This is a genomic window from Bacillus cereus group sp. MS39 (genome assembly GCF_040448665.1).
Taxonomy (GTDB): Bacteria; Bacillota; Bacilli; order Bacillales; family Bacillaceae_G; genus Bacillus_A; species Bacillus_A wiedmannii.
Window position 1 is genome coordinate 869,081 of record NZ_CP123058.1, and the last position, 26,241, is coordinate 895,321.

Sequence of the window (26,241 nt, forward strand, 5' to 3'; positions counted from 1 at the left end):
GCAAGAATGGAAAAACAGTCATGGATGGAGCTATTGCCAATTGATCGTTATAAAGTAAGTGCGAAAGGGTTACTGCATAATTACGACCGAAAAGTGTTAACGATGTTGTATCAGCCGTTAATAGGTAGTAGAGCTTTTAGCTTGTACATGACACTATGGGGAGAGTTAGAGCAAGATCGTGTGTTTGGAAAAGAGAATACACATCATTCCCTTATGGTGACCATGCAAATGCAGCTTCCCGAAATATATGAGGAACGAGTAAAGTTAGAAGCAATTGGGCTTTTGAAGGTATATATTAAGAAAGAAAAAGATATTCGAATGTTTATATACGAATTGCAACCACCTTTATCTCCGAAGCAGTTTTTTGATGATATTGTGTTAAGCATCTTTTTATACAATCGATTGAGTCGGACAAAATATAATCAAGTAAAGCAATATTTCTTAGAAGAAGAATTTGATTTTGCTTCTTATGAAAATGTTACGCGTTCTTTCAATGATGTGTTTGGTTCGTTTAATCCAGGACAGCTTGAGCATGCGCAAGAAGATCTTCGTATTCCAAAAACGACAGCTATGCCAAGTAACGAGAAGGGAGACTCTCCAAAAGTTTGGAATGATTTCTTTGATTTCTCCTTATTTGTAGATGGCTTGTCCGCTCTTGTCCCTAAAAAGGCGATTACAGATCAAGTGCGAGAATGTGTCAGTACACTTGCTTACGTGTACGATGTAGATGTGTTATCGATGCAAAATATCGTTCTTGGTACGGTGACAGAGATGCAGACAATTGATATCGAAAGGCTTAGAAAAGGAGCGCGTGATTGGTATCAGTTCGAAAACGGTCAAGCGTTACCTGTATTAAGTGAAAGAGTACAACCTCACGCTGCACGTATGATGGAAGGGAAAGAGCCTTCTACGCAAGAAGAGATGTTAATAAAACAGTTAGAGGAAATCTCACCAAAACAACTATTAAAAGAAATCTCTGGTGGTGCAGAGGCGACAAAGGCTGACTTGCAGATCGTTGAAGATGTAATGATCAATCAAAAATTAACGCCAGGTGTTGTGAATGTACTTATTTATTACGTTATGCTACGCTCAGATATGAAGCTTGCGAAAACGTATGTGGAGAAAATTGCTGGGCATTGGGCACGTAAAAAGGTCGGTACAGTAGCTGAAGCAATGGCGTTAGCGAAAGAAGAAAATCGTCAATATCAAGAATGGGCTGAGACGAAGAAAAAAGGCCGTACGTCGAAGAAAACGATAAGAAAAGAAATGGTACCAGATTGGCTGAAAGAAGAGCCGAAAGAACAAGAGAAAGAAACAGTGAAGAAAGATGTAAGTAAGAAAAAAGATGCGAGTACGTTAGATGATGAACGAAAACGACTAGAAGAAGTGTTAAAAAAATATAAGCGTGATTAATAGAAGAGAATGAACGCTCTTTGAGGTGAGAAAATGGAGCATATTCAAAATTCATTTGCAAAGTTAATGGAAAATAAAAATTTTAAAAATAGATATGAAGTATTAAAGGCGGAAGTAATGGCACATCCGCGTGTGAAAGAATTTATAGACGAACATCAAGGTGAAGTAACAACTTCTATGATTGAGCGCAGCCTTGTGAAGTTATACGAATATATTGGACAAAGTGTAGGTTGCGTAGATTGTCCGGATCTAGGTTCGTGTAAAAACATGCTGCAAGGATATGAGCCGAAGCTCGTTATCCAAGGGAAGATGATTGATATTCAATACGATCGTTGCGTTAGAAAAGTAGCATATGACGAGAGAAAGAAATATGAAAAACTCGTTCAAAGTGTATATATGCCAACTGACATTTTACAGGCAACGATGGAAAACTTAGATCCTTCAGATTTAGATGCGCGTATTGATGCAATTGGTGCTGCCAATGAATTTTTAAGTGCATATGAACCTGGTAAAAAAGTGCAAGGTTTATATTTGTACGGTAAATTTGGTGTAGGGAAAACGTATTTGTTAGGAGCAATGGCGAATGAGCTTGCTCAAAAGAAAATAAGTTCGATGCTCGTATACTTCCCTGAATTTCTACGTGAAATTAAAAGTTCGATTCAAGATAACTCGATTGGGGAAAAGATTGATGCAGTGAAACGCGTACAAGTTTTAATGCTAGATGATATCGGAGCAGAAGCGATGTCAAGCTTTGTGCGTGACGATGTGCTTGGTGCAATTTTGCAATTCCGTATGTTAGAAAACTTACCGACGTTCTTTACGTCTAACTTTGATTTCAAGGAATTGGAACATCATTTAACGTATACACAGCGTGGTGAAGCAGAACAAATGAAAGCAGCACGTATTATGGAACGAATTAAATATTTAGCGAAGCCAATTCCGATTGGCGGGAAAAACCGACGTCATAAGTAAAGAGTAAGCTGAAAAGCTTGCTCTTTTTTCGTTTTGAACACTTTTCAGAATAGGTGAATTGTAAAACGAAAAACTTCTTATAGAAAATTCATTGTAGCTTGTATCATTTTTTTCTCCCTCCCTTAATATATATAAAATTAGCAAGCCATATTGAGTGGATTTTCTAACGATAGGAAATGTAATTCTACTAAGAGTGAACTTCCACGGGACGGACTCTTATAGGATTTGTAACGTATAGATACAATCCTTTAGAGCAGGGATAAAAGGGGGGACAAAAGTGATTGAAATTTGCTTCGAAGAAAAAAATGATGCTATGCATGTATATAGACAACTATTGAAAAGAGCGGAACTGTTATATAAGGAAACGAGTGTGTATTTACAGGAACAAAAAGTGGTGATTCATATACCAGTATGTGAATCGAATTATATTGAAAAGATTTTATTGCCGGTAATGGTATATTTCATTGTGAATGTAAAGCAAAATGAGTGGATTTATACAATCTTAAAAGAGAAGTTTTTTTATGAAGAAGAGGAAGAGTGTCATCAAATATTGCATATGGCACAAGAGATTTTAAAGGGAAGAAGAAAAGAGATTGCTCGAGAATTAACACGTCACACATTTGAATCATATATTAAATCCTCTTTAAATAACTGGCTTTGTGATCCGCTTTCGTTCTCGTTTTCATCATATGTTCGTTTTCGCCTTCGTACATATAGGGAAATGGTAGCTAAGCTTGCTGAAGTGTCGATTGATGAGTATAAGTTGGAACAAGAATATCAAATGTTTATTGAGACGCTAAGGCAACAAGTGCGTAGCCGAAAATCACGTTTGTCCTGTGTGCATCTTGTTTTTGATGAAAGCTTTATTTTCTATGATGATAAAGGTAGACGTTTAAAACAGGAGAAATTGGTCCAATATATAGATGAGGAATTATTGAAGCAAAAGGATGTATATATTGATACGAAAGTAATTGCACCACTTCTTTCTATTTCGCCGAAAAAAATTTATTTATATACGAAAGAACAAGACCATAATATGATTATTACTTTGCGAAATGTATTTCAAGAACGGGTTCAATTACATGGATTACATGAGTTTGAGCGCAATGTGAAAAATTTAAAAAATAAAGGTAACGCCCTTGATTTTCTAAGTTTTTGAGCATATAATTACCTACATAAATGAAATATATTGAAATGTCATGATGAGGACATGAGTAGTTTTCTACGATTTTCAGAGAGGGAAGCCTTAGGGTGTGAGCTTCCTAATACGGGATTATTACTTACCACCTCTAAACTTTAGCAGTGAACGGTTTTTTCTAGTAATTGCTAACGGACAACACCGTTATGTTGAACTTGAGCAATTAACAATAATGTTAATTGGAACAAGGGTGGAACCACGAATTCAACACTCGTCCCTTTTTACGGGATGAGTGTTTTTTATTTTGAAAAAAAGAGGAGTGACCAGTGATGGCAGATGTAGTTAAAATTACTTTCCCTGATGGAGCTGTGAAGGAGTTTCCAAAAGGCGTAACAACTGAAGAAATCGCAGCTTCTATTAGCCCAGGCTTAAAGAAAAAAGCTGTGGCTGGAAAATTAAACGATGAGATGATCGATCTTGTTACACCAATCGAAGAAGACGGTGCAGTTTCTATTATTACATTAGATTCTGAAGATGGCTTATACATTTTACGCCATTCAACAGCCCACCTATTAGCACAAGCGTTAAAACGTTTATATAAAGATGCTAAGCTTGAGCTTGGCATTGGTCCAGTAATTGAAAATGGCTTCTACTATGATATTGATATGGAAGAAGCAATTACAGTTGAAGACTTCAAGAAAATCGAAAAAGAAATGCAAAAAATTGTGAACGAGAACTTAGAAATCGTTCGTCATGAAGTGCCACGTGCAGAAGCACTTCGTCGCTTTGAAGAAATCGGCGATGAGTTAAAATTAGATTTAATTAACGATCTTCCAGAAGATGCAGTTATTTCAATCTATGAGCAAGGCGAATTCTTCGACCTTTGCCGTGGTGTTCACCTTCCATCTACAGGGAAAATTAAAGTGTTTAAATTATTAAGCGTTGCAGGTGCTTACTGGCGCGGCGATAGCAATAATAAAATGCTACAACGTATTTACGGTACTGCATTCGTTAAGAAAGCAGAATTAGATGAGCACTTACGTATGCTTGAAGAAGCGAAAGAGCGTGATCACCGTAAATTAGGTAAAGAATTAAAACTATTTACTAATAGCCAAAAAGTAGGACAAGGTTTACCACTTTGGTTACCAAAAGGTGCAACTATCCGCCGCATTATCGAGCGTTACATCGTTGATAAAGAAGCAAGCTTAGGCTATGATCACGTATACACTCCAGTACTAGGAAGCAGAGAGCTTTATGAAACTTCTGGTCACTGGAATCACTACCGTGATGGTATGTTCCCATCAATGGAAATGGATAATGAAGAGTTAGTTCTTCGTCCGATGAACTGCCCTCACCACATGATGGTTTATAAAAATGATATTCACAGCTACCGTGAATTACCAATCCGTATTGCGGAACTTGGAACAATGCACCGCTATGAAATGTCTGGAGCATTATCTGGATTACAACGTGTACGCGGAATGACTTTAAACGATGCGCACATTTTCGTTCGCCCAGATCAAATTAAAGAAGAGTTAAAACGTGTTGTAAACTTAACTCTAGAAGTGTACAAAGATTTCGGTTTAGAGAACTATTCATTCCGTCTATCTTATCGTGACCCAGCTGATACTAAAAAGTACTATGCTGATGATGAGATGTGGGAAAAAGCACAAGGTATGTTAAAAGAAGCTATGGATGAAATGGGTCTTGATTACTATGAAGCTGAAGGTGAAGCAGCATTCTACGGTCCAAAACTTGACGTTCAAGTTCGTACTGCTCTTGGAAAAGACGAAACACTTTCAACTGTACAATTAGACTTCTTACTTCCAGAACGCTTTGAATTATCTTACGTTGGTGAAGACGGTAAACAACATCGTCCAGTTGTAATTCACCGTGGTGTTGTATCAACTATGGAACGTTTCGTAGCCTTCTTAATTGAAGAATACAAAGGTGCATTCCCAACTTGGTTAGCTCCAGTTCAAGCGCAAGTAATTCCAGTTTCTCCGCAAGTACATTTAGACTATGCGAAGAAAGTACAAGATGAATTACGTCGTGCTGGTATCCGTGTTGAATTAGATACTCGTGAAGAGAAAATTGGTTACAAAATCCGTGAAGCACAAATGCAAAAAATTCCGTACATGCTTGTAGTAGGTGACAATGAAGTAACTGAAAACGGCGTAAACGTACGTAAATATGGTGAACAAAAATCAGAAACAATTGCATTAGATGCTTTTGTTGATATGATTAAAGTAGAAGGAAAACGATAAGACAGAGCCGCGGTATACCGCGGCTTTCTTATGTATTAGAAAAAAGAAAAACTAGAAAAAATAACCAAACAATACTTATCATAAAAAAGTATTGCAAGTATGGTAGTTGTTTGTTACAATATTTCTTGTTGTTAGTAAAACACATCGCGTCTTCTTGACAGACGTCATGTCCTATGATAAACTCATCAAGGATAATAGAATATTGTTTTGTGGAACAAGTAGAAGCACCCGCTTCTCACCTGATGGACGCATTCGCAGTTTACAGGTAAATGTATTTCTTACTTAAGAATTTACAAGTGTGGGTGTCGTATGCCCGCACTTTTTTTGTCGGGTTCTATGACTACAAAAGATGTTCTGAAAAAACCTTGGAGGTGGCTTACTATTAGCAAGGATATGATGATTAACGAGCAAATTCGTGCACGTGAAGTACGTTTAGTTGGTGCAAATGGCGATCAACTTGGAATCAAGTCTCGTAATGACGCTTTAGACTTAGCTGCAAATCTTAATCTTGATTTAGTATTAGTTGCTCCAAATGCGAAACCGCCAGTATGCCGCATTATGGACTACGGTAAATTCCGCTTTGAGCAACAGAAGAAAGAAAAAGAACAGCGCAAAAATCAAAAAGTAATTAGCATGAAAGAAGTTCGTTTAAGTCCAACAATTGATGAACACGACTTTAACACAAAACTTCGTAATGCTATCAAGTTTTTAGAGAAAGGCGACAAGGTTAAAGCGTCAATTCGCTTTAAAGGACGTGCCATTACTCATAAAGAAATCGGTCAACGTGTTTTAGATCGCTTCTCAGAAGCTTGTGCTGAAGTTAGTACAATTGAATCTAAGCCTAAAATGGAAGGACGTAGTATGTTCTTAGTTTTAGCACCGAAAAACGATAAGTAATAGATAGAGGAGGAAATACCTATGCCTAAACAAAAAACTCATCGCGGCTCTGCAAAGCGTTTCAAAAAGACTGGATCAGGTAAACTGAAACGTTCTCACGCTTACACAAGCCATTTATTCGCTAACAAATCTACAAAAGCTAAACGTAAACTACGTAAAGCTGGTGTAGTAAGCGCTGGTGACTTCAAACGCATTCGTCAAATGCTTGACAACTTAAAATAAGTTCGGCTGATATATAGAACAATTAGGAGGTAATATTATGCCAAGAGTAAAAGGTGGTACAGTTACTCGTCAACGTCGTAAAAAAGTTATAAAATTAGCAAAAGGTTACTACGGTTCTAAGAGTACATTATTCAAGGTTGCTAACCAACAGGTTATGAAATCTCTAATGTATGCATTCCGTGACCGTCGTCAAAAGAAACGTGACTTCCGTAAATTATGGATTACACGTATCAACGCAGCAGCTCGTATGAATGGTCTTTCTTACAGCCGCTTAATGCACGGTCTTAAAAATGCTGGCATCGAAGTTAACCGCAAGATGCTTGCTGACTTAGCTGTTCATGACGAAAAAGCTTTCGCTGAATTAGCAACAGTTGCAAAAAACAACATTAACTAATTAATTAGTTGAAACCTTAGAAGATTTTTCTTCTAAGGTTTTTTTATTTGTATGCAAAGAGAAGTATGTCGTTATCGATATGACAAAATCAATATAAAAGCTATAGTGATATAGAAGAATATATATATGAAGCCAGGAGAATTCTCCTGGCTTTTTTCAATTATCCCCCTTTGGAAAGAAGAGTATCTTTCCTACCTGAAACGACACTGCTATAATGGAAAGATGATATGGAACTTTCATCAGATAAAATAAATTTTTTATCAGTGGACAATCCCCGGATAATGATTAACTATCACCAATCGGAGTGAACAATCTAATAGTGATGATTGAAACGTATTTGTAAATTAAGGACAAGCTATTTTGTAAAGAGATAAATGGCTGACTTATTAATAAGAAACGAAAAATAATAATGAACTTTGAGATGAAACAACATTGTTGCGTAAAATGCGATGTTGGAGGAGGACAATAGAATGGACTTACTACAACTATTTAAATTACAAAAAGAATTAGATGACCGTATTGTGAAAGAGCATGATTTACAACCGAAAAAGTTGTTAAAAGAAAAAATGTTAGCTCTTCTTGTAGAAATTGGAGAACTTGCAAATGAAACACGTTGTTTTAAATATTGGAGCAACAAACCAGCATCAGAACGTGAAGTAATATTAGAAGAATACGTAGATGGCTTGCATTTTATTTTATCAATCGGAATTGATTTAGGTATTGATAAAAACTTCCTATTCTATAAATGTGCACAAACGAATAAAACACAAGTAGAAATTTTCTTAGACACATATGCCAAAGTAATTCGTTTTACAGATCAACCATCTATTACGAACTATATTGAATTATTTACAAGCTATCTTCGACTTGGACAAGCGCTAGAGTTTGAGCAAGAAGAGATTGAAAAGGCATATTTAGATAAAAATGAAGTAAATCATCAGCGTCAAACACAAGGATACTGATTTAATTTTTGAATATTTCAATTTCCTTTTGTATAATGAAGTGACTGAAGAAAAAGGAGGGTGTTGGCAATGACAAAATTAGACGCGACATTGACAATGCTAAAAGAATTAACAGATGCACGTGGTATTGCGGGTAACGAGCGTGAACCACGCGAAGTAATGAAGAAATATATTGAGCCGTTTGCGGACGAACTTTCTACTGATAATTTAGGAAGCTTAGTTGCGAAAAAAGTAGGGGAAGAAAACGGCCCGAAAATTATGGTTGCAGGTCATTTAGATGAAGTCGGCTTTATGATCACGCAAATTGATGACAAAGGTTTCCTTCGTTTCCAAACGGTTGGTGGCTGGTGGTCACAAGTTATGCTTGCGCAGCGCGTGACAATTGTAACGCGTAAAGGAGATGTAACAGGTGTAATTGGTTCAAAACCACCGCACATCTTACCTCCAGAAGCGCGTAAAAAGCCAGTTGAAATTAAAGACATGTTCATCGATATTGGTGCTTCTAGCCAAGAAGAGGCAATGGAGTGGGGCGTACGACCAGGAGATCAAGTTGTACCTTACTTTGAATTCCAAGTGATGAAAAATGAAAAAATGTTACTTGCAAAAGCATGGGATAACCGAATTGGTTGTGCAATTGCAATTGACGTATTAAAGCAGTTAAAAGATGAAAAGCATCCAAACGTTGTATACGGCGTAGGGACTGTACAAGAAGAAGTTGGCCTTCGTGGCGCGAAAACATCTGCGAATTATATTAAACCAGATATCGCGTTCGCAGTAGATGTTGGCATCGCTGGAGATACGCCAGGTGTAACGGCAAAAGAAGCGCAAAGTAAAATGGGCGATGGACCACAGATTATTTTATATGATGCGTCTGTTATTGGTCATACTGGTTTACGTGACTTTGTAGTTGATGTTGCTGACGAATTAGAAATTCCGTATCAATATGATTCAGTAGCGGGCGGAGGAACGGATGCAGGTGCCATTCATATTGCTGTAAATGGTATTCCGTCTATGGCAATTACGATTGCAACGCGCTACATTCATTCTCATGCGGCAATGTTACACCGTGATGACTATGAAAATGCAGTGAAGTTAATTGTAGAAGTTATTAAACGTCTTGATAAAGAGGCTGTACATAACATTACATTTAATTAATAGAAAAAGCGAAGGAGATTTTCCTTCGCTTTTTTATGTTTTAAAAAGGTCGTTCTAATCCTGCAGCAGTATGAGCTCCTAAAATAATTAAACGAGTTAATTGCATGGCCATAAAATGCGGGGTATAAATCATCCCTCTTTTTAACCATGACATAATCATCCCGATATGAGCTCCTGTCACATAACTAATTAAAATATCACGAGGAACCATAAGATCTTTATCATCTGGCTGTGAAATAGACAAGCTTAATGTTAAATGTGTTTGTATTGTTTTCATCATTTTATAAGAGTAGTTTCCAGCGGCTTTATCACCAAGCATAACGTTATAGAAGTTCACATTTTCTGCGATATGTTCGAACAAAGCCAAAAATGTCGGATGTGGTGAATCAAATGTAAGTTGAAACTCTTCTTTATTTCTATTTTTCGGCTTAATAACTTCTGTTAACTTCTCTAACATTTCTTCAATGCTTTTGTCTAATAGGTCATATTTATCATGGTAATGGCTATAAAACGTAGCGCGATTTACAGGAGCACGTTCTGCAATATGTTGAACAGTTACATCATCAAATCCTTTTTCGCCTACTAAAGCGACAAAAGCATCCTGTATGAGTTGTCTCGTCCGCTTTACACGTGGATCATTTGTATTTTTAATAGACATTTTTACTTCCCCTCGTTTAATTTTCTATACTTAAACAACATATAGGTATTATATTGTTGTTTAAGCGACATTTCATGCGTAAATTGTCGGTTGTAGATTCAAAATAATTATTTATAATTATAAACGATAGTCCTTCAGAAATCAGCACCGCTCGCAGGTAGATAAATTTCAATTTACACCGCAGATGGTGTGATTTTTTTGTTTAAAAGTTAATATAATTAACAATTAAACAATCTAAACAATAAGGACGTAAATAGTTTAGAAAAAAATTATATGCGATATAAGGAGAGGAATGCAATGAATCAGTTTCGAAGAATGGTGATTATCAACATTATCACATTAATTGTACTAGTTGGCGGCGGTATTGGCGGTTATTACTATTACAATCAAGCGGAAAATTATTTAAAAACAGAAAATGCAAAAATTGATGGAAAGGTAATTCCGATTGCATCACCAGTAGCAGGTAAATTAACTGACTGGAAAGCTGAAGTAGGAAAGAATTACAATGAAAATGATAAATTAGGTGCTGTTACTGTAGCGGCAGCAAATGGAGAACAAACAGTAGATGTAACAATTCCACAAAATGCAACAATTGTACAATCAAATGCAACGACAAATGCTTTCGTTGGAGCAGGTAGCCCAATTGCTTATGCATTTGATATGAACAACTTATGGGTAACAGCAAACATTGAAGAAACAGATGTTGACGATGTACAAAAAGGTCAAGATGTAGATGTGTATGTAGATGCATACCCAGATACAACGTTATCAGGAAAAGTAGAGCAAGTTGGATTAACAACAGCGAATACATTCTCTATGTTACCATCAAGCAACGCAACAGCGAACTATACGAAAGTAACACAAGTAGTACCAGTTAAAATTTCTTTAGATCATAGTAAATCAGTAAATATTGTTCCTGGAATGAATGTGTCAGTTCGTATTCATAAGTAAGGGGGAGATGAGATGTCCTCAATTGCAATTGCAGGATATGCACTATTTTGTATAATCGTCTTCTTCCTTGTAAATCGTCTTTTACGAAAGAAAAAAACGAACGTGGGAGAAGAACAAGTCCCAGCCGTAAATAAAATAGAAGTAAGTAAGGTAGAAACAGAAGAGAAAGAAATTGAACGAAAGCAAGAAGCAGAAATTTCTAATGTAGTTGAGTTAGAAACAGGAAAGCAAGAAGAAGTAAAACAAGAAAAAGAAGTGCGGAAAAAACAAATGTCTACGCCTGTAGAAAATGTGAACGTAAAAGCAGTTGTAGCTGTATTAATTCTCGGCATGTTCGTTTCTATTTTAAACCAAACAATTATTAACGTTGCATTGCCTCCGTTAATGAATGAATTTAATGTATCAACTTCAACAGCACAATGGTTAATTACAGGCTTCATGCTTGTAAATGGTATTTTAGTACCGATTAGTGCCTTTTTAGTTTCACGATTTACGTATCGTAAATTATTCGTAGCGGCAATGTTATTCTTCACGGTAGGATCTATCATTTGTGCTATTTCAGGAAACTTTACAATGATGATGACGGGCCGCGTTATTCAGGCGGTGGGTGCAGGTATTTTAATGCCGGTTGGTATGAATATTTTCATGACATTATTCCCGCCTCATAAGCGCGGAGCAGCGATGGGATTACTAGGTGTAGCGATGATTTTAGCACCAGCTATCGGACCAACTGTAACGGGCTGGGTGATTGAAAACTATAGCTGGAACTTAATGTTCTATGCGATGTTTATCATCGGTTTAATTATTACATTCCTATCTTTAAAATTCTTTACACTAGCTCAGCCAGTATCTAAAACGAAGTTAGATGTATTCGGTGTTGTTAGTTCAAGTATTGGACTAGGTAGCTTATTGTACGGATTTAGTGAAGCAGGAAATAATAGTTGGACTAGTGCAGAGGTTGTTATTTCACTTATCATTGGTGTAGTAGGTATTGCGGTATTTATTTGGAGAGAGCTAACAACGGACAATAAAATGCTTGATTTACAAGTGTTTAAATACCCAGTATTTACTTTTACTTTAGTAATTAATGCAATTGTTACGATGGCATTATTCGGAGGTATGTTATTACTTCCGGTATATCTGCAAAACATTCGCGGTTTCACACCGATAGAATCAGGTTTATTACTACTGCCAGGATCATTAATTATGGGGATCATGGGACCTATTGCAGGTAAACTATTTGATAAGTATGGTATTCGTCCGTTAGCAATTGTCGGTTTAGCCATTACAACGTTTGCGACATATGAATTCACAACGTTATCGATGGATACACCGTATAGCGTTATTATGACGGATTATATTATACGTTCGATTGGTATGTCATTCATTATGATGCCAATTATGACAGCAGGTATGAACGCACTGCCGATGAAATTAATTTCTCATGGTACAGCAACGCAAAATACGTCAAGACAAGTAGCTGGTTCAATTGGAACAGCGATATTAATTACACTTATGACGCAACAAACGACTGCTCACGTAGCAGATTACGGCAACATGTTAACAACGTCAAACCCAATTTTAGTTGATAAAGTACACGGCATGGGGCAAAGTTTAGCAGCTATTGCTGGATCAGCGCAAGCAGGAGATGCGATGAGCACGCAACTATTATTTGGACAAATTTCAAAGCTATCTGCAATTAACGGTATTAACGATGCCTTCTTAATTGCAACGATACTCGCAGGGATTGCTTGGGTGTTATCGTTCTTCTTACCGTCAGGCAATAAATCAAATAGAAAAGCAGGGAATTAATTTCCCTGCTTTTTTTGTGCTTTTTATAAAAGGAATTCAACTAAATATAGAATGAATCCCCTGCAGACATGAGTCCCCAAAAAATAACCCCTAATATTCCTGCAATAAAAATAATGAATCCCATATTGCGTATACTTTTAATTTTTGCTTTTAACCCAATGAATCCCGCTAATAATCCAGTTAAAGAAAAAAGGATCCAGTATAGAGAAGTTGGAATAGGAAGGATTGTATCACCATTAATCCCCATGCTCCAAAAAACATAAGGTAGCAAGGTAAAGGATAGGCTGAGTATCCCTGTTAAACAAATGAGCAATTTGCGATGTTTAATTCCTGCAATAATTAAAAAAATACCGCCAAAAAGCCCACATAGAGTAAGAAGTGGTACATAGAAAATCCAAAGTAAGCTCAAAACGTGCATATATAATCTCCCTCTAGTTAATGAGTTATATTTTACTGCATAAGGTTTATTTTGGATATTATTAATGAATATGTATAAATTGATAGAAATGAGTAGTACCGATACGAATTAATAGATGTAGAGTAAGTTAGAGAGGAGGGGGCTCGTGAAAATTACAGAAGAGAACGTTGTGAATCAGCTAAGGAAAAGGAACGAAAAAGCATTATATTTTATTATCGACCAGTACGGCGGACTTATAAAAAGTATTATTCAGAAGCATTTAGCTTCGTTCGAAGATGTGCAAGAGGAATGTATGGATGATGTGTTATTGGCGATTTGGAATCATATTGAAAAGTATGATGAAGAGAAAAATACTTTAAAAAATTGGATTGCGGCTATTACAAAATATAAATCTATCGATTATGCGAGAAAATATGCGAAGGCAGTAAATGAAAAAGGGATAGATCACATAGATGAAATAGCGGTACATACCGATACGACTAAAAGAGAAATTAGTAATGATATGGAACATATATTAAATCATTTAAAGAAGAACGATAAAGAAATCTTTATGAAGCATTACGTGGAAGAAGATAGTGTAGAAGATATTGCGGAGAAAATGGGAGTGAAAACTTCTTTTATATACAATCGTCTATCAAGGGGTCGAAAGAAGTTAAGAGCATTATTTTTACATAACCGGATGAAATAAATAAGAGAAGAGGTGAAGGGAATGAAAGACCCATATGAAATGTTAAATGATATAAAAATGGATGAGAATGAATATGAAGAGATTAACTTAACTCATATAGAGAAACAGAAAATAAAAAAGCGAGTTCGTAAAAAAATAAACAAGAACAAAGCTCATACGAAACGGAATGTAGCGATTATAACATCTGCTGCGGCATTATTTATCATAATGATGACTGTAGATATGAGAAGAATGATTGCAGATATACCGTTAATCGGAAGTAAAATGGAAGACTACGTAAACAGTAGAGGCGAACCTTTAAAAGAATATAAAACGACAATAGGACAAACAGTTTATGATAACGGTGTAGAAGTACGGTTAGATGAAGTGATGATAGATGAAGGGCAGATTATTGTTAATAGTACGTTTAAGTCTAGTCGAATCAATTTAGAGGGTTCTTATCCTAGTCCTGATATTTATATAAATGGAAAACAGTTAAATGGCAGTGGTAGTGGTGGAGACAAGAAAATAAATGAGTACACGTATACATTTTTTTCAAATATAGATTTAAAAGATGATGAAATGAATCCTCTAGAAATTCGTGGAGAATGTGATGTACAAGTTGTATATAGGGATATTTCTTTAAAAGAGGGCAATTCAACATGGAAAGGAGAATGGGGCTTTTCCTTCAAAGCGTCTGGAGACAAAATAAAAGCTGAAACGAAAACAATCCCAATCCATAAGCATTTTAAATTAGAAAATGGTCAAAAAATAGAAGTGGAAGATTTAAAAGTTTCTCCTATATCTGCGAAGTTGAACTATAAGATGTTGAATGGAACAAAATTAGAGGTGAAATTTATCGCGAAAGATCAAGATGGAAAAGAGTTAATACCACATTCAGGCCTTACACTATCGAAAAATAGTTATTGGCGATTTGAAAAACTAGAAGATCGTGTAACGAAAATTGTTCTGACGCCTGTTCTAACTTCTGGTGAAGAGAGAGAAAAGAAAACGAATTATCGAAAAGTGTTAACGGAAGAAGAGTTTGAAGTTGTGATAAAAGAGTGAAAAGAGGTATCGCGATGATACCTCTTTCTAACTTAAGAATGCCAACATATTATTCATAATATGAAATAACATAGCTGGAATAATGGATTTTGTTTTTTTACATAAAATCGCCATTAATAATCCCATGAAGAAAGTAATGACCATTACTCCAAGTGAGTATGTATGAGCGATACCGAAGAAGAAGCTTGTTAAGATCGCTGCAATCCAAAATGGAAAGCGCTCTGAGAAGAAGCGAAGTATAAAGCCACGGAAAATAAGTTCTTCAAAAATTGGTGTAAGTATAGCGAAACCGAGAAGTAATAATATTTGATACTGCTTAAAAACGTCTAAGTTTAGTGCGGAAGATTGCTGCTTTATTGCGTCTTGGAACATATAATTTAATAAGATGTAATTGAGTAAAATGTTTATAGCGAAGAAAAGAAGTAAGTATACGTATGTACGCCATTCTTTCAGTGCTTTAAAGTTAAATGATTTTAGTAGTAATTTTTTTGCGGGTTCGAATTTAAAAATGAAGAATAACAACACGGCTAGTTGTAATACGGTACTTGCGGTATTTACGATAGATTCATACAGGGCAATTTGTTTTTTATCTGTAAGACCTGCTGTATAAATTGTTAAGGGCATTGCGAGGAACACAGTAATAAGTCCGGTTCCGAACAAAGCGAATAAAACGGAGCTAATAAATTGTCCCCATGACATAGAGTATTTCTGTTCATTAGAAAGTTGTGTAGCGGGTTGCATTTATAAAATCACCTCTTTATATTTGTATATTTAATTATAAAACATTCCGTTTTCGGGTGTAATGTTTAAATATTACATACAAAGGTGTATTTTCCATAAAATAATAAAAGAGGTATCACCCTATAGTGATGCCTCTTTCTTATTGATAACTATGTTCTGCCTTGTTATTCGATTTTGATTGCTCTATTTGTAATTCACGTTCTACCAATCGGTCTAACTGCTGAATAGCTTTAAGTGCTTTTTCATAAGAAATCGTTCTATAATGGTGCGCTCCGCCCGGTTCTTCATCTGCTTCATCTGCCCATTTAATAATGTTTTGAAGAGATGTCCTTTCAATTTCTTGCTGTACTAAGAAAGAATCTGTATGAAGAAGAATCGCGATAGAAATTTCTTTTGCTAGTTTCGGATGTTCTCCTAATCTAATAAGTAATTTATGAGCTCTTTCTGCTCCTTTAATTGCATGGATATCATTCTTTTTATACAAGTCATAATCCCATTCTCCCTCACTGTACCATGTGTGATGTCCGATATCATGAAGGAAACCAGCTTTTGTTGCAGCATCGACTGAGGCGTGATGCTTTTTAGCTAAGTGAAACGCATGGTAAGCGACAGCAATCGCGTGGACCATCCCAGAACGATTTACGTATTTTTGTGTAATATGGTGTTTGAAAATTTGTTCAAGCGTAATACGGTGCATAAAACATTCACTCCTTTTTATCTAATGGTGTCTATAAAGAAAATCGATCGGTTTAAATGTATTTTGAATATTGTACTCCATCTGTGTAGCGTTAGTAAAGTAGAAATGTTTAGGAGAAGAAAAATTTTATAGACATAAAAGGTCACCTTAGTTTTTTTCTAAGGTGACCTTTTATTGTTTATTTTTTTAATCCTTGCTCCAGTGTTCCTAACATTTCGTGTTTTTCATTTTCATCAGCATTTTTCCAAATGACTTCGAATAAAACGCCAAGACCTGGAAGCATTTTTTCTTCACCGCTTTGAATTGCATCGACAATCGTTTCTTGTAATTGATCTTGTGAATTTCCAGATACATTCGCTAATACAGCACCGCGTAAATTAAAACTCATTGCTTTCACCTCTTCTTCAGAATTGAAACTGACGTTAGTTTTTGTTCTTTTTTATGTAAATATGTATGAAAAATAGGCTATAATGATAAGACAAGAAGAGAGGGAAATACATATTATGAAAAACATTGATTCAGTGCAAAATCCGCGTGTGAAGCAGTGGAAAAAGCTGCAGACGAAAAAAGAGCGCGATAAAAAAGGTTTATTTTTTGTAGAAGGATTCCACTTAGTGGAAGAAGCTTTAAAAGCAGGAGTTGTAACAGAACTTATCGTTTCTGATCAGACAGATCTTCCGAAAGATTGGACAGTTAATGATGTGGAAATGTATATCGTACCTGAAGCAATCGTAAAAGTACTTCGTGAAACAGAAACGACGCAAGGCGTATTTGCTGTTTGTGAGAAACACGAGAGTGAAGTAGCTCTTGCTGATGGGAAGTTTCTTTTATTAGATGGCCTTCAAGACCCAGGTAACTTAGGGACAATTATTCGTACAGCTGATGCAGCTGGTATTCATGCTGTTGTGCTTGGAGAAGGATGCGTTGATGCATATAATAGTAAAGTGCTTCGTTCTACACAAGGTTCTATTTTCCATTTACCAGTTGTAAAAGGGAACTTAGAAGAGTGGATAGACAAGTTAAAAGAAAATAACGTTCCTGTATATGGAACCGCTCTTGAAAATGGAGTTCCATATGGTGAAGTAACACCAGCTGGTAGTTTTGCATTAATTGTAGGAAATGAAGGAAGTGGCGTAAGCGAAGAAATTCTTGCAAAAAGTGATCAAAACTTGTATATTCCGATTTACGGCGGGGCAGAATCATTAAATGTTGCGGTTGCAGCAGGGATTTTAACGTATTATTTGCAAAGCCCAGTTGCGAACAAATAAAAAACTTCTTATAATAAGTTGAAGTATATTATATTAAAAGTTAAATAACGAAAAACGTTGATAGAGAAGAGTAACTTACAAAATCGCCATAAAGGGAGAGAATGCCTTAGACTGAAAGTATTCTTATGGTAGACGGAAGTGAATTCACCTCTGGAGTTGACGCCAGGACCATATATATGTAAAGGCGTTCCGGTCAGAATTGATCGTTATAACTAATGAGTGGGCAGACCTGGTCTGTCAATTTAGGGTGGTACCGCGAATTTACCTCGTCCCTTTTTGGGAGCGAGGTTTTTTTATTTTTAAAATTAGGAGGGTTCCAAATGGAAGCACGTTTAAAAGAGCTAAAGCAAAAAGCGTTAGAGCTTATTGAAGAAGCGAAAGAGCTAAAGGGCTTAAACGACGTACGCGTAGCGTATTTAGGGAAAAAAGGTCCAATTACAGAAGTATTACGCGGCATGGGAAAATTATCAGCAGAAGAGCGTCCACGTATGGGAGCATTAGTAAATGAAGTACGTGAAGCGATTCAAACGCGTCTAGACGACAAAATTGGTAACTTAGAAAAAGCAGTAATTGAAGCAAAATTAGCTACTGAAACAATTGATGTTACACTACCAGGTCGTCCTGTTGAAACAGGTTGTCACCATCCGTTAACAGCTGTTGTTGAACAAATTGAAGATGTATTCATCGGTATGGGTTATGAAGTAGCTGAAGGAACAGAAGTAGAAAAAGACTACTACAACTTCGAAGCATTAAACTTACCGAAAGATCACCCAGCGCGTGATATGCAAGATACATTCTACATTACAGAAGAAACGTTACTACGTACACATACATCTTCTGTGCAAGCACGTACGATGGAAAATAATAAAGAAAAAGGCCCGATTAAAATTATTTGTCCTGGTAAAGTGTATCGCCGCGATGACGATGATGCGACGCATTCACACCAGTTCATGCAAATTGAAGGTCTTGTAATTGATAAAAACATTCGCATGAGTGACTTAAAAGGTACACTGCAAGTATTCGTGAAAAAGATGTTCGGTGAAGATCGTGAAATCCGTCTTCGTCCAAGTTTCTTCCCATTCACAGAGCCATCTGTAGAGATGGATATTTCTTGTATGATGTGTCACGGCAAAGGTTGCGGCACTTGTAAAGGAACTGGCTGGATCGAAATTTTAGGCGCAGGTATGGTTCACCCGAACGTACTTGAAATGGCTGGTTATGATTCAAAAGAATATCAAGGTTTCGCATTCGGTATGGGCGCAGAGCGTATCGCAATGTTGAAATACGGCGTAGATGACATTCGTCATTTCTATACAAATGATGTACGTTTCTTACAACAATTCAAACGAGCGTAAGGGAAGGAGAGGATAAGTATGTTCGTATCATATCGTTGGTTACAAGAGTATGTAGATATTAAAGATGTAACAGCACAAGAACTAGCAGACAAAATCACGAAAAGTGGTATTGAAGTAGAAGGTGTTGAAGTATTAAATAAAGGTGTAAAAGGTGTTGTAGTTGGTCACGTATTAGAATGTGAAAAACACCCAGAAGCTGATAAATTAAGCAAATGCTTAATCGATATCGGTGAAGAAGAGCCAGTTCAAATTATTTGTGGAGCTGCTAACATTGCAAAAGGTTTAAAAGTACCAGTTGCAAAAGTTGGAGCTGTACTTCCTGGCAACTTCAAAATTAAAAAAGCAAAACTACGTGGTGAAGCTTCTCACGGTATGGTTTGTGCTCTTCAAGAGCTTGGTATTGATGGGAAACTAGTTGCGAAAGAATACGCAGACGGTATCTTCATCTTCCCAAGTGACGCTGAAATTGGTGCAGATGCACTTGAAATTTTAAACTTACATGATGAAGTACTTGAGCTTGGTTTAACACCAAACCGTGCAGATTGCTTAAACATGTTAGGTGTTGCATATGAAGTCGCTGCTATTTACGGCCGTGAAGTAAAACTTCCAGCTATCAACTTACAAGAAACAGCAGAAAAAACTGCTGATTACATTTCTGTAAGTGTAGAAGCGAAAGAAGAAAATCCGTTATATATTGCGAAAATGGTAAAGAACGTAAAGATTGGTCCATCACCAATGTGGATGCAAACGCGCCTTATGGCAGCTGGCATTCGTCCAATTAGCAACGTAGTTGATATTACAAACTACATTTTAATGGAATACGGTCAACCGTTACATGCATTCGATTACGATAAATTAGGTTCAAAAGAAATCGTTGTTCGTCTTGCAAAAGAAGGCGAAAAAATTGAAACGTTAGATGATCAAGAGCGTACGTTACAAGATCACCATCTTGTAATTACAAACGGAACAAAAGCTTTAGCTGTTGCTGGTGTAATGGGCGGAGCGGATTCTGAAGTTACAAACGAGACAGTAAACGTTTTAATTGAGTCTGCATACTTTGCAGGTCAAACAGTACGCCGTACATCAAAAGACTTAGGTCTTCGTAGTGAATCAAGTGCACGTTTTGAAAAAGGAATCGATCCAACACGTACATTTGAAGCAATTCAACACGCAGCTGCTTTAATGGCGAAATACGCTGGCGGAGAAGCACTTGAAGGTGTAGTAGAAGCTGACAACTTACAAGTACAAGAGCGTACAGTATCTGTTACTGCTGAAAAAGTAAACCGTGTATTAGGTACAAATATTTCTGCAAGTGAAATGGGTACAATGTTCACAAACTTGAAATTCCCATTCACAGAAGTAGAAGGAACATTCCATGTGAATGTACCAGCACGTCGTCCTGATATTACAATTTCAGAAGACTTAGTAGAAGAAGTGGGTCGTCTATACGGTTATGACCACATTCCAGTTACATTACCTTCTGGAACAATGACTCGTGGTAAATTAACATCAGCACAAACGAAACGTCGTAAAGTACGTCGATTCCTAGAGGGTGCTGGTTTATATGAAGCTATCACATATTCATTAACAAGCGCTGATAAAGCGAAGCAATATATGGTTGAGCCAAATGAAAAAGCTCCTGTAAACCTTGCACTTCCAATGAGTGAAGAGCGTAGCCAACTTCGTTTAAGTTTAGTACCGCAATTACTAGAAGCTGTTTCATATAATGTGGCACGTAAAAACGATAGTGTTGCTTTATACGAAGTAGGTTCTGTCTTCTTACCAACAGAAGCAGGAGAACTTCCGAAAGAAGAACAACATCTTGCAGGTGTTATGACAGGACTTGCTCTTCACCATGCATGGCAAGGTGAGAAGAAAGTAGTAGACTTCTTCGTTGTGAAAGGTGTACTAGAAGGATTATTCGACGTACTTGGCGTTGCAAACCAAATCACTTATGCACCAGCAAAACGTGAAGGTATGCACCCAGGTCGTACAGCTGACATCGTATTAGATGGCGAAGTAATTGGTTTCATCGGTCAATTGCACCCAGAAGCAGAAAAACAATTAGATGTGAAAAATACATTCGTATTCGAATTATCTCTTGTAAAAGTATTTGGTGCAGACGCAGAAGAAACTTACTACGCAGCAATTCCACGTTTCCCATCTATGACACGTGATATGGCTGTTGTCGTAACAAAAGAAACAAAAGCTGGCGAAATGAAGCAAGTCATTGCTGAAGCTGGCGGAGAACTTCTGAAAGACGTAACGTTATTCGACTTATACGAAGGTGAAAAAATGGAAGAAGGCAAGAAGTCACTTGCATTCTCTATGACCTACTTCGATGCAGAACGTACGTTAACAGACGAAGAAGTAACAGAAGCACATAACCGTGTATTAACAACGGTAGAAGAGAAATTTGGTGCGGAGTTACGTAAGTAATAAAAGATTGCCGGATTCAGTCCGGCAATTTTTTTTATGGCACGATTGTCGGAAAATCGATATATTACAAAAATCGCTGATATATTTGGAGTTACGATCGATATATTGCGAAAATTGCTGATATATTTTTTGGTATCTTGCATCTTTCTCTCGAATGTAGTACATTAATTTTAGTTTAACAAAATGAAAGACGATGATAAGGAAAAGTAGTATATACTATAATCCAAAGCGAGTCGGGGACGGTGAGAGCCTGATGAGGCGGTATATGTGAAGAACACCTTGGAGTTGCTAACCGAAATTGAATCTTGTATTCAAGAGTAGACTTAGACGGGAATCCGGCCTGTTACAAACCGGGAAGTATGTATTACATACGAGTTAAAGTTGGTCTTTATGACAAATTGGGTGGTACCGCGAAGTTTAACCTTTCGTCCCTTTATGGATGAAAGGTTTTTTTGTATTTAAATATATGTGCAAAGGAGAATTTCACTATGGAAAACACATTAGTAAAAAGTCTGTATAGAGATACAGATAAATACGCAGGTCAAACAGTACAAGTATCAGGGTGGATTCGTAACTTACGTGATTCAAAAGCATTTGGTTTCATCGAATTAAACGACGGTAGCTTTTTCAAAAGCGTTCAAATCGTTTTCGATACAGAGTTAGAAAACTTCAAAGAAATTGCAAAACTTCCACTTAGCTCTTCAGTTAAAGTAGAAGGTACAGTAATTGCAACGCCTGGAGCGAAGCAACCATTTGAAATTAAAGCAGAAAAAATTGATATCGAGGGCTTATCAGATTCTGATTACCCACTTCAAAAGAAACGTCACACGTTTGAATACTTACGTACAATTGCTCACTTACGTCCAAGAACAAATGCATTCTCTGCAACGTTCCGTGTACGTTCTGTCGCAGCATTTGCGATTCACCAGTTCTTCCAAGAGCGTGGATTCGTACATGTTCACACACCAATCATCACTGGTAGTGATACAGAGGGTGCAGGCGAAATGTTCCGCGTAACAACGCAAGATTTAAACAACGTACCAAAAGGTGAAGACGGACAAGTTGATGAATCAAAAGACTTCTTCGGCAAAGAAACAAACTTAACAGTAAGTGGACAGCTGAACGCTGAAGCTTATGCATTAGCATTCCGTGACGTATACACATTCGGACCTACATTCCGTGCAGAAAACTCAAACACAACTCGCCACGCAGCTGAGTTCTGGATGGTTGAGCCGGAGATTGCATTCGCTGAATTAGGCGACGTAATGGATCTTACAGAAGATATGCTGAAATATGCAATGAAATACGTACTAGAGCATGCACCAGAAGAAATGGAATTCTTCAACAGCTTCGTTGATAAAACAGTTCTTGAGCGCATGAACAACGTAATCAACTCTGACTTCGGTCGTATCACATATACAGAAGCAATTAAAGTGCTTCAAGAGTCAGGTGCTGAATTCAAATATCCAGTAGAATGGGGTATTGACTTACAAACAGAGCACGAAAGATACTTATCAGAAGAAATTTTCAAACGCCCTGTATTCGTAACTGACTATCCAAAAGACATTAAAGCGTTCTACATGCGTATGAATGAAGATGGAAAAACAGTAGCTGCTACTGACCTTCTAGTTCCTGGCATCGGCGAATTAATCGGCGGAAGCCAACGTGAAGAAAGAATGGACGTTTTAGTAGACAGAATTAAAGAATTAGGTATGAACGAAGAGGACTACTGGTGGTACTTAGAACTTAGAAAATACGGCGGTACAAAACACGCTGGATTCGGTCTAGGTTTTGAGCGCTTCTTAATGTACATCACTGGCATGGCTAACATCCGTGACGTAATTCCATTCCCAAGAACTCCAGGTTCTTCTGAGTTTTAAGATATGAAAAAGCGAGAGGGTTTCCTCTCGCTTTTTTCCTTTTCGGCAAGAAGACTCCATCTGATTTGTGTTACGGGTGAAATCCAACAATTCAGGTGGAGATGAATTGTTGCATAGTTTATTACCCCGTAGCAAAAAGTAACGCGAAGGGGTGAATATAAATGAGTAAAAAAGTAAAAAAAGATCATTCAAGATCAAGCCTAGGTTCTCCAGAAGTAGAAGGACAAGGAACGACGACACATGAAACAGGTTCTCATAAAGTATCTTCATCAAATAAGAAGCAGAAAAGAAGCTAACATAAAAAAGGAGAGTCTTGGCGGCTCTCCTTTTTTTATATGCATTACACCTTATTATCATTAATTTCTTTTGTAATTTTATCTACATCTTTGTCTAATCGATCTAAATAGAAATACCACAGTAAGCTCATGAACACGTAATAGATGGCCATAACGCCAAGGTTATCAGATATGTTTTCGAATGTGGATTTAGTAGTGAACAAAACTCCCCAAATGGTAGAAATAATGAAGTAAGAAAGCGGGCCTACGAGGTGTACGAAAACATATAATAATTTTTTAACTTTTACAGCGTTCATATGAAAAACCTCCTTTTTCTAATCATAGATTCAAGTTCCTCACAGAAGTGTTGTAGTTTTGTTGGATTGTGTATTAACAAGCGGGCATCGTGTTTCCCGATAAATCTTCGAATCCGAAAGTTTAATAAGAAAGAACGGCCGTAACGCTCTATTAAATCGTTGAACTCTCGTTGCTCACTTAGTAGCTGAATGTTTTCTCTAATTTCAAACTGTCTTTCGTGTGGATCGCCTAGTAAAATATTTAGAATCATTTGTAGAAGTAGCAATGGGAATCTCCTCCTATGTTAGAATAATCTGTATATTTTAATTGTAACAAAAATAAAAGGACAATAGTAGAGTGAAACAAAAAACAGGAGTTTGTAAGCTCCTGTTTTTGTCGATACTATTTTAATAAGCGAAACGCCTTCTCCCTATTAGCAAAATGCATTTTTACAAACTCAGGTAATCTTTCTTTACCAAGCTTTTGAATTAATTTAGCGGCTGCAATATCAACTTGTTTACCAGCACCTTTTGGAAGTGGCATGCCAGCTTTTTTGCTTAGTTCGTTAAACTGTTTTACGAATGAGTAACGAGCTAAAATAGAAGCAGCGGCTACTGCTAAATGGACGCTTTCGCCTTTCGTCGCGAAGTAAACATTTTCACGCTGTACCTGCTTTTGCTTTACTAAATATTTGTAGTATGTATCAGGTTGTGTGAATTGATCGATTAAGACGCCTTCAGGTTTTGTAGGTGCAATTTTAGCTAATAAGTTTGTAATAGCTTTATTATGCAGTAAAGCTTTTAACTTACCTTGGTTGTTTCCTTTATCAAATAGCTCGTTATATTTTTCATTATGAAGGACAAGAGAGCTGTAAGGAACAACGTGTAGAAGTTGTTTTGCAATGGCAGTAATTTGATCGTCATTTAAGTTTTTAGAGTCTTTTACACCAAGTTCTTTTAACAGTGGGATTTGCTTAGCATCCACATATACAGCAACTACTGTCATCGGTCCGAAGAAATCACCAGTACCAACTTCATCTGACCCTACGATAGACATTGTACCGATGGAAGTAGGGGGTGCATAACGGTGTGAATCGGCAGATTTTTTTACAGCTGTTTTCGGTGTTTGAGAGACAGTTTGCCAACGAGAAGCTTCTGCTTCAGCACGGCCACCTTGGAACATTACTTTTCCAGATTTATAAGCTGTAATCGTGCAAGACGGCACCTTTGCCATGAAGATTCCGCCTTGTGGGGTTTTTGGGCTAAGTGCCTGTTTGTATTGTTGTTTCATGTCTTCAATTACTGTAGAATTTGTTTGAATTACGATAGAATTTGACATAGTGGTCGCCCCTTTTTTTATATTGTTATTTTTATCATATCGGATTGTTCTTTCTGTTTCCATAATATGATGGTTCATGGTATGATAAACTTTAGGATTCTGTACGTGATTGGAGGCCGGTGAGTTGTCACAACAAAAGGGAAAGAAAAGTCGAATTAATGTAGAAATCTATGGTCAACAATATTCAGTTGTTGGCGATGAAAGTACAAGTCATATCCGCATGGTAGCAGCGATTGTGGATGATAAAATGCGCGAACTCAATGCCAAGAATCCTTCGCTTGACACGAGTAGACTAGCGGTATTGACGGCGGTAAACGTCATACACGATTACATAAAATTAAAAGAAGAACATGAGAAATTGAAAGAAAGTATGACAAAAAAAGGAATGGAATAACATGATTGATATTATTATCATTTTACTGCTTGTTATGGGATTTTTCCTCGGCTTACGCAGAGGGTTTATTCTGCAACTTGTAAAGTTAACAAGCTTTATTATCGCATACCTTGTTGCATACTGGTACTGTAAAGATTTAGCGCCAGCACTTGCGAAATTTATTCCGTATCCATTTGATAAAAACGTATCTGTTCCAGAATGGATTGATGCAAATAATATTGAGACAGTATTTTATCAAGCGCTTGCGTTTATCATATTGTTTATTATTACAAAAATTGCACTTTCATTACTTGGTAATTTGTTAAATATGTTTGCAGAAATACCGGTTTTAAAGCAAGTCAATGCGTTTGCGGGGGCAATCCTCGGATTTTTAGAAGTATATATTATTTTGTTTGTTTTAATTATCGTTGGAAACATTCTTCCAATTGAACAAATACAAACACCATTACAAAAATCATCAATTAGCAAAATAATTGTAGACGATACACCGATTCTTTCTGAAAAGGTGAAGGAACTATGGCAGACAGGTAGCAGAGTATAACTTCTCTTTTTTCGGAAAGAGG

The 26,241-nt window shown here is 36.8% G+C and carries 28 protein-coding genes and 4 other annotated features; of the genes, 20 read left to right on the forward strand and 8 right to left on the reverse strand.

The window, feature by feature from the left end; genetic code table 11:
* Positions 1–6: 6 nt before the first annotated feature.
* From QEP67_RS04545 to QEP67_RS04585, 9 genes are all read left to right on the forward strand, one after another.
* Positions 7–1,413: a DnaD domain protein gene (locus tag QEP67_RS04545; protein WP_000415024.1), complete on the forward strand. Its 1,407-nt coding sequence runs from the start codon at positions 7–9 to the stop codon at positions 1,411–1,413.
* 33 nt (positions 1,414–1,446) lie between these two features.
* On the forward strand, positions 1,447–2,385 hold the full coding sequence (gene dnaI, locus QEP67_RS04550; RefSeq protein WP_000400115.1) for a primosomal protein DnaI: 939 nt from the start codon (positions 1,447–1,449) through the stop codon (positions 2,383–2,385).
* Between the two features lie 277 nt (positions 2,386–2,662).
* Positions 2,663–3,544, forward strand: a complete 882-nt coding sequence (gene ytxC, locus QEP67_RS04555; protein WP_000569617.1) for a putative sporulation protein YtxC — start codon at positions 2,663–2,665, stop codon at positions 3,542–3,544.
* 31 nt (positions 3,545–3,575) lie between these two features.
* Positions 3,576–3,805, forward strand: a binding site (T-box leader).
* A gap of 47 nt (positions 3,806–3,852) precedes the next feature.
* Positions 3,853–5,790, forward strand: coding sequence for a threonine--tRNA ligase (thrS, locus tag QEP67_RS04560; protein WP_000786074.1), 1,938 nt, complete (start codon positions 3,853–3,855; stop codon positions 5,788–5,790).
* Between the two features lie 210 nt (positions 5,791–6,000).
* Positions 6,001–6,121, forward strand: a sequence feature (ribosomal protein L20 leader region).
* A 62-nt stretch (positions 6,122–6,183) separates the two neighbouring features.
* The gene (gene infC, locus QEP67_RS04565; protein WP_000973214.1) at positions 6,184–6,687 is read left to right on the forward strand and encodes a translation initiation factor IF-3; all 504 of its coding nucleotides are present in this window, start codon (positions 6,184–6,186) and stop codon (positions 6,685–6,687) included.
* Between the two features lie 21 nt (positions 6,688–6,708).
* Entirely contained in the window at positions 6,709–6,909 is a 201-nt protein-coding gene (rpmI, locus tag QEP67_RS04570; protein WP_001125946.1) for a 50S ribosomal protein L35, read from the forward strand.
* Positions 6,910–6,946: 37 nt separating this feature from the next.
* Positions 6,947–7,303: a 50S ribosomal protein L20 gene (gene rplT, locus QEP67_RS04575; protein ID WP_001138364.1), complete on the forward strand. Its 357-nt coding sequence runs from the start codon at positions 6,947–6,949 to the stop codon at positions 7,301–7,303.
* Positions 7,304–7,773: 470 nt separating this feature from the next.
* Entirely contained in the window at positions 7,774–8,265 is a 492-nt protein-coding gene (locus QEP67_RS04580) for a dUTP diphosphatase (RefSeq protein ID WP_000365057.1), read from the forward strand.
* Between the two features lie 69 nt (positions 8,266–8,334).
* Positions 8,335–9,420, forward strand: a complete 1,086-nt coding sequence (locus QEP67_RS04585) for a M42 family metallopeptidase (RefSeq protein WP_000163550.1) — start codon at positions 8,335–8,337, stop codon at positions 9,418–9,420.
* Positions 9,421–9,460: 40 nt separating this feature from the next.
* Here the strand turns inward: QEP67_RS04585 and QEP67_RS04590 are convergent, their stop codons facing one another.
* Complete coding sequence (locus tag QEP67_RS04590; protein ID WP_000023655.1) at positions 9,461–10,078, reverse strand: TetR/AcrR family transcriptional regulator C-terminal domain-containing protein; 618 nt, start codon at positions 10,076–10,078, stop codon at positions 9,461–9,463.
* Between the two features lie 297 nt (positions 10,079–10,375).
* Here QEP67_RS04590 and QEP67_RS04595 point away from each other — a divergent pair, with 297 nt between their 5' ends.
* Complete coding sequence (locus QEP67_RS04595; RefSeq protein WP_001071411.1) at positions 10,376–11,029, forward strand: HlyD family efflux transporter periplasmic adaptor subunit; 654 nt, start codon at positions 10,376–10,378, stop codon at positions 11,027–11,029.
* A gap of 12 nt (positions 11,030–11,041) precedes the next feature.
* Positions 11,042–12,841 (forward strand): DHA2 family efflux MFS transporter permease subunit, encoded by a 1,800-nt coding sequence (locus QEP67_RS04600; protein WP_000094768.1) that lies wholly within the window; start codon positions 11,042–11,044, stop codon positions 12,839–12,841.
* A gap of 40 nt (positions 12,842–12,881) precedes the next feature.
* Here QEP67_RS04600 and QEP67_RS04605 read toward each other — a convergent pair whose 3' ends face one another.
* Positions 12,882–13,259: a hypothetical protein gene (locus QEP67_RS04605; RefSeq protein ID WP_000558271.1), complete on the reverse strand. Its 378-nt coding sequence runs from the start codon at positions 13,257–13,259 to the stop codon at positions 12,882–12,884.
* Positions 13,260–13,404: 145 nt separating this feature from the next.
* On the opposite strand from QEP67_RS04605, the gene QEP67_RS04610 reads away from it, so the two are divergent.
* Together QEP67_RS04610 and QEP67_RS04615 are read left to right on the forward strand one after the other, a co-directional pair.
* The gene (locus tag QEP67_RS04610; protein WP_000704586.1) at positions 13,405–13,947 is read left to right on the forward strand and encodes a sigma-70 family RNA polymerase sigma factor; all 543 of its coding nucleotides are present in this window, start codon (positions 13,405–13,407) and stop codon (positions 13,945–13,947) included.
* A 21-nt stretch (positions 13,948–13,968) separates the two neighbouring features.
* On the forward strand, positions 13,969–14,994 hold the full coding sequence (locus tag QEP67_RS04615) for a DUF4179 domain-containing protein (protein WP_000654752.1): 1,026 nt from the start codon (positions 13,969–13,971) through the stop codon (positions 14,992–14,994).
* A gap of 27 nt (positions 14,995–15,021) precedes the next feature.
* Here the strand turns inward: QEP67_RS04615 and QEP67_RS04620 are convergent, their stop codons facing one another.
* From QEP67_RS04620 to sspI, 3 genes are all read right to left on the reverse strand, one after another.
* Positions 15,022–15,735, reverse strand: a complete 714-nt coding sequence (locus QEP67_RS04620) for a CPBP family intramembrane glutamic endopeptidase (protein ID WP_001182118.1) — start codon at positions 15,733–15,735, stop codon at positions 15,022–15,024.
* Positions 15,736–15,874: 139 nt separating this feature from the next.
* Complete coding sequence (locus tag QEP67_RS04625) at positions 15,875–16,432, reverse strand: HD domain-containing protein (protein WP_000554785.1); 558 nt, start codon at positions 16,430–16,432, stop codon at positions 15,875–15,877.
* A gap of 178 nt (positions 16,433–16,610) precedes the next feature.
* Positions 16,611–16,820 (reverse strand): small acid-soluble spore protein SspI, encoded by a 210-nt coding sequence (gene sspI / locus QEP67_RS04630; protein WP_000009511.1) that lies wholly within the window; start codon positions 16,818–16,820, stop codon positions 16,611–16,613.
* Positions 16,821–16,902: 82 nt separating this feature from the next.
* On the opposite strand from sspI, the gene QEP67_RS04635 reads away from it, so the two are divergent.
* The 5 genes from QEP67_RS04635 to QEP67_RS04655 all read left to right on the forward strand — a co-directional run bounded on the left by QEP67_RS04635 (position 16,903) and on the right by QEP67_RS04655 (position 23,670).
* Entirely contained in the window at positions 16,903–17,700 is a 798-nt protein-coding gene (locus QEP67_RS04635; RefSeq protein WP_002107601.1) for an RNA methyltransferase, read from the forward strand.
* 48 nt (positions 17,701–17,748) lie between these two features.
* Positions 17,749–17,977 (forward strand) — a binding site (T-box leader).
* A 43-nt stretch (positions 17,978–18,020) separates the two neighbouring features.
* Complete coding sequence (gene pheS / locus QEP67_RS04640) at positions 18,021–19,055, forward strand: phenylalanine--tRNA ligase subunit alpha (protein WP_000388217.1); 1,035 nt, start codon at positions 18,021–18,023, stop codon at positions 19,053–19,055.
* Between the two features lie 18 nt (positions 19,056–19,073).
* Positions 19,074–21,494: a phenylalanine--tRNA ligase subunit beta gene (pheT, locus tag QEP67_RS04645; RefSeq protein WP_000498160.1), complete on the forward strand. Its 2,421-nt coding sequence runs from the start codon at positions 19,074–19,076 to the stop codon at positions 21,492–21,494.
* A gap of 184 nt (positions 21,495–21,678) precedes the next feature.
* Positions 21,679–21,930, forward strand: a binding site (T-box leader).
* Between the two features lie 52 nt (positions 21,931–21,982).
* Positions 21,983–23,374, forward strand: a complete 1,392-nt coding sequence (gene asnS, locus QEP67_RS04650) for an asparagine--tRNA ligase (RefSeq protein WP_353706530.1) — start codon at positions 21,983–21,985, stop codon at positions 23,372–23,374.
* A 161-nt stretch (positions 23,375–23,535) separates the two neighbouring features.
* Positions 23,536–23,670, forward strand: coding sequence for a YuzL family protein (locus tag QEP67_RS04655; protein WP_000039594.1), 135 nt, complete (start codon positions 23,536–23,538; stop codon positions 23,668–23,670).
* A 44-nt stretch (positions 23,671–23,714) separates the two neighbouring features.
* Here QEP67_RS04655 and QEP67_RS04660 read toward each other — a convergent pair whose 3' ends face one another.
* The 3 genes from QEP67_RS04660 to rnhC form a co-directional block, all read right to left on the reverse strand.
* Positions 23,715–23,966 (reverse strand): hypothetical protein, encoded by a 252-nt coding sequence (locus QEP67_RS04660; protein ID WP_000994750.1) that lies wholly within the window; start codon positions 23,964–23,966, stop codon positions 23,715–23,717.
* The gene (locus QEP67_RS04665; protein ID WP_000925543.1) at positions 23,963–24,232 is read right to left on the reverse strand and encodes a hypothetical protein; all 270 of its coding nucleotides are present in this window, start codon (positions 24,230–24,232) and stop codon (positions 23,963–23,965) included. Before QEP67_RS04665 ends, QEP67_RS04660 begins: the two co-directional genes overlap by 4 nt.
* 116 nt (positions 24,233–24,348) lie before the next feature.
* Positions 24,349–25,284, reverse strand: a complete 936-nt coding sequence (rnhC, locus tag QEP67_RS04670; RefSeq protein WP_000071603.1) for a ribonuclease HIII — start codon at positions 25,282–25,284, stop codon at positions 24,349–24,351.
* A 124-nt stretch (positions 25,285–25,408) separates the two neighbouring features.
* On the opposite strand from rnhC, the gene zapA reads away from it, so the two are divergent.
* Both zapA and QEP67_RS04680 read left to right on the forward strand, forming a co-directional pair.
* Positions 25,409–25,678 carry a cell division protein ZapA gene (gene zapA, locus QEP67_RS04675; RefSeq protein WP_000082701.1) on the forward strand — a complete coding sequence of 90 codons (270 nt, stop codon included), beginning with the start codon at positions 25,409–25,411 and terminating at the stop codon, positions 25,676–25,678.
* A gap of 1 nt (position 25,679) precedes the next feature.
* Positions 25,680–26,219, forward strand: coding sequence for a CvpA family protein (locus tag QEP67_RS04680; RefSeq protein WP_000565411.1), 540 nt, complete (start codon positions 25,680–25,682; stop codon positions 26,217–26,219).
* The last annotated feature ends 22 nt before the right edge of the window (positions 26,220–26,241 follow it).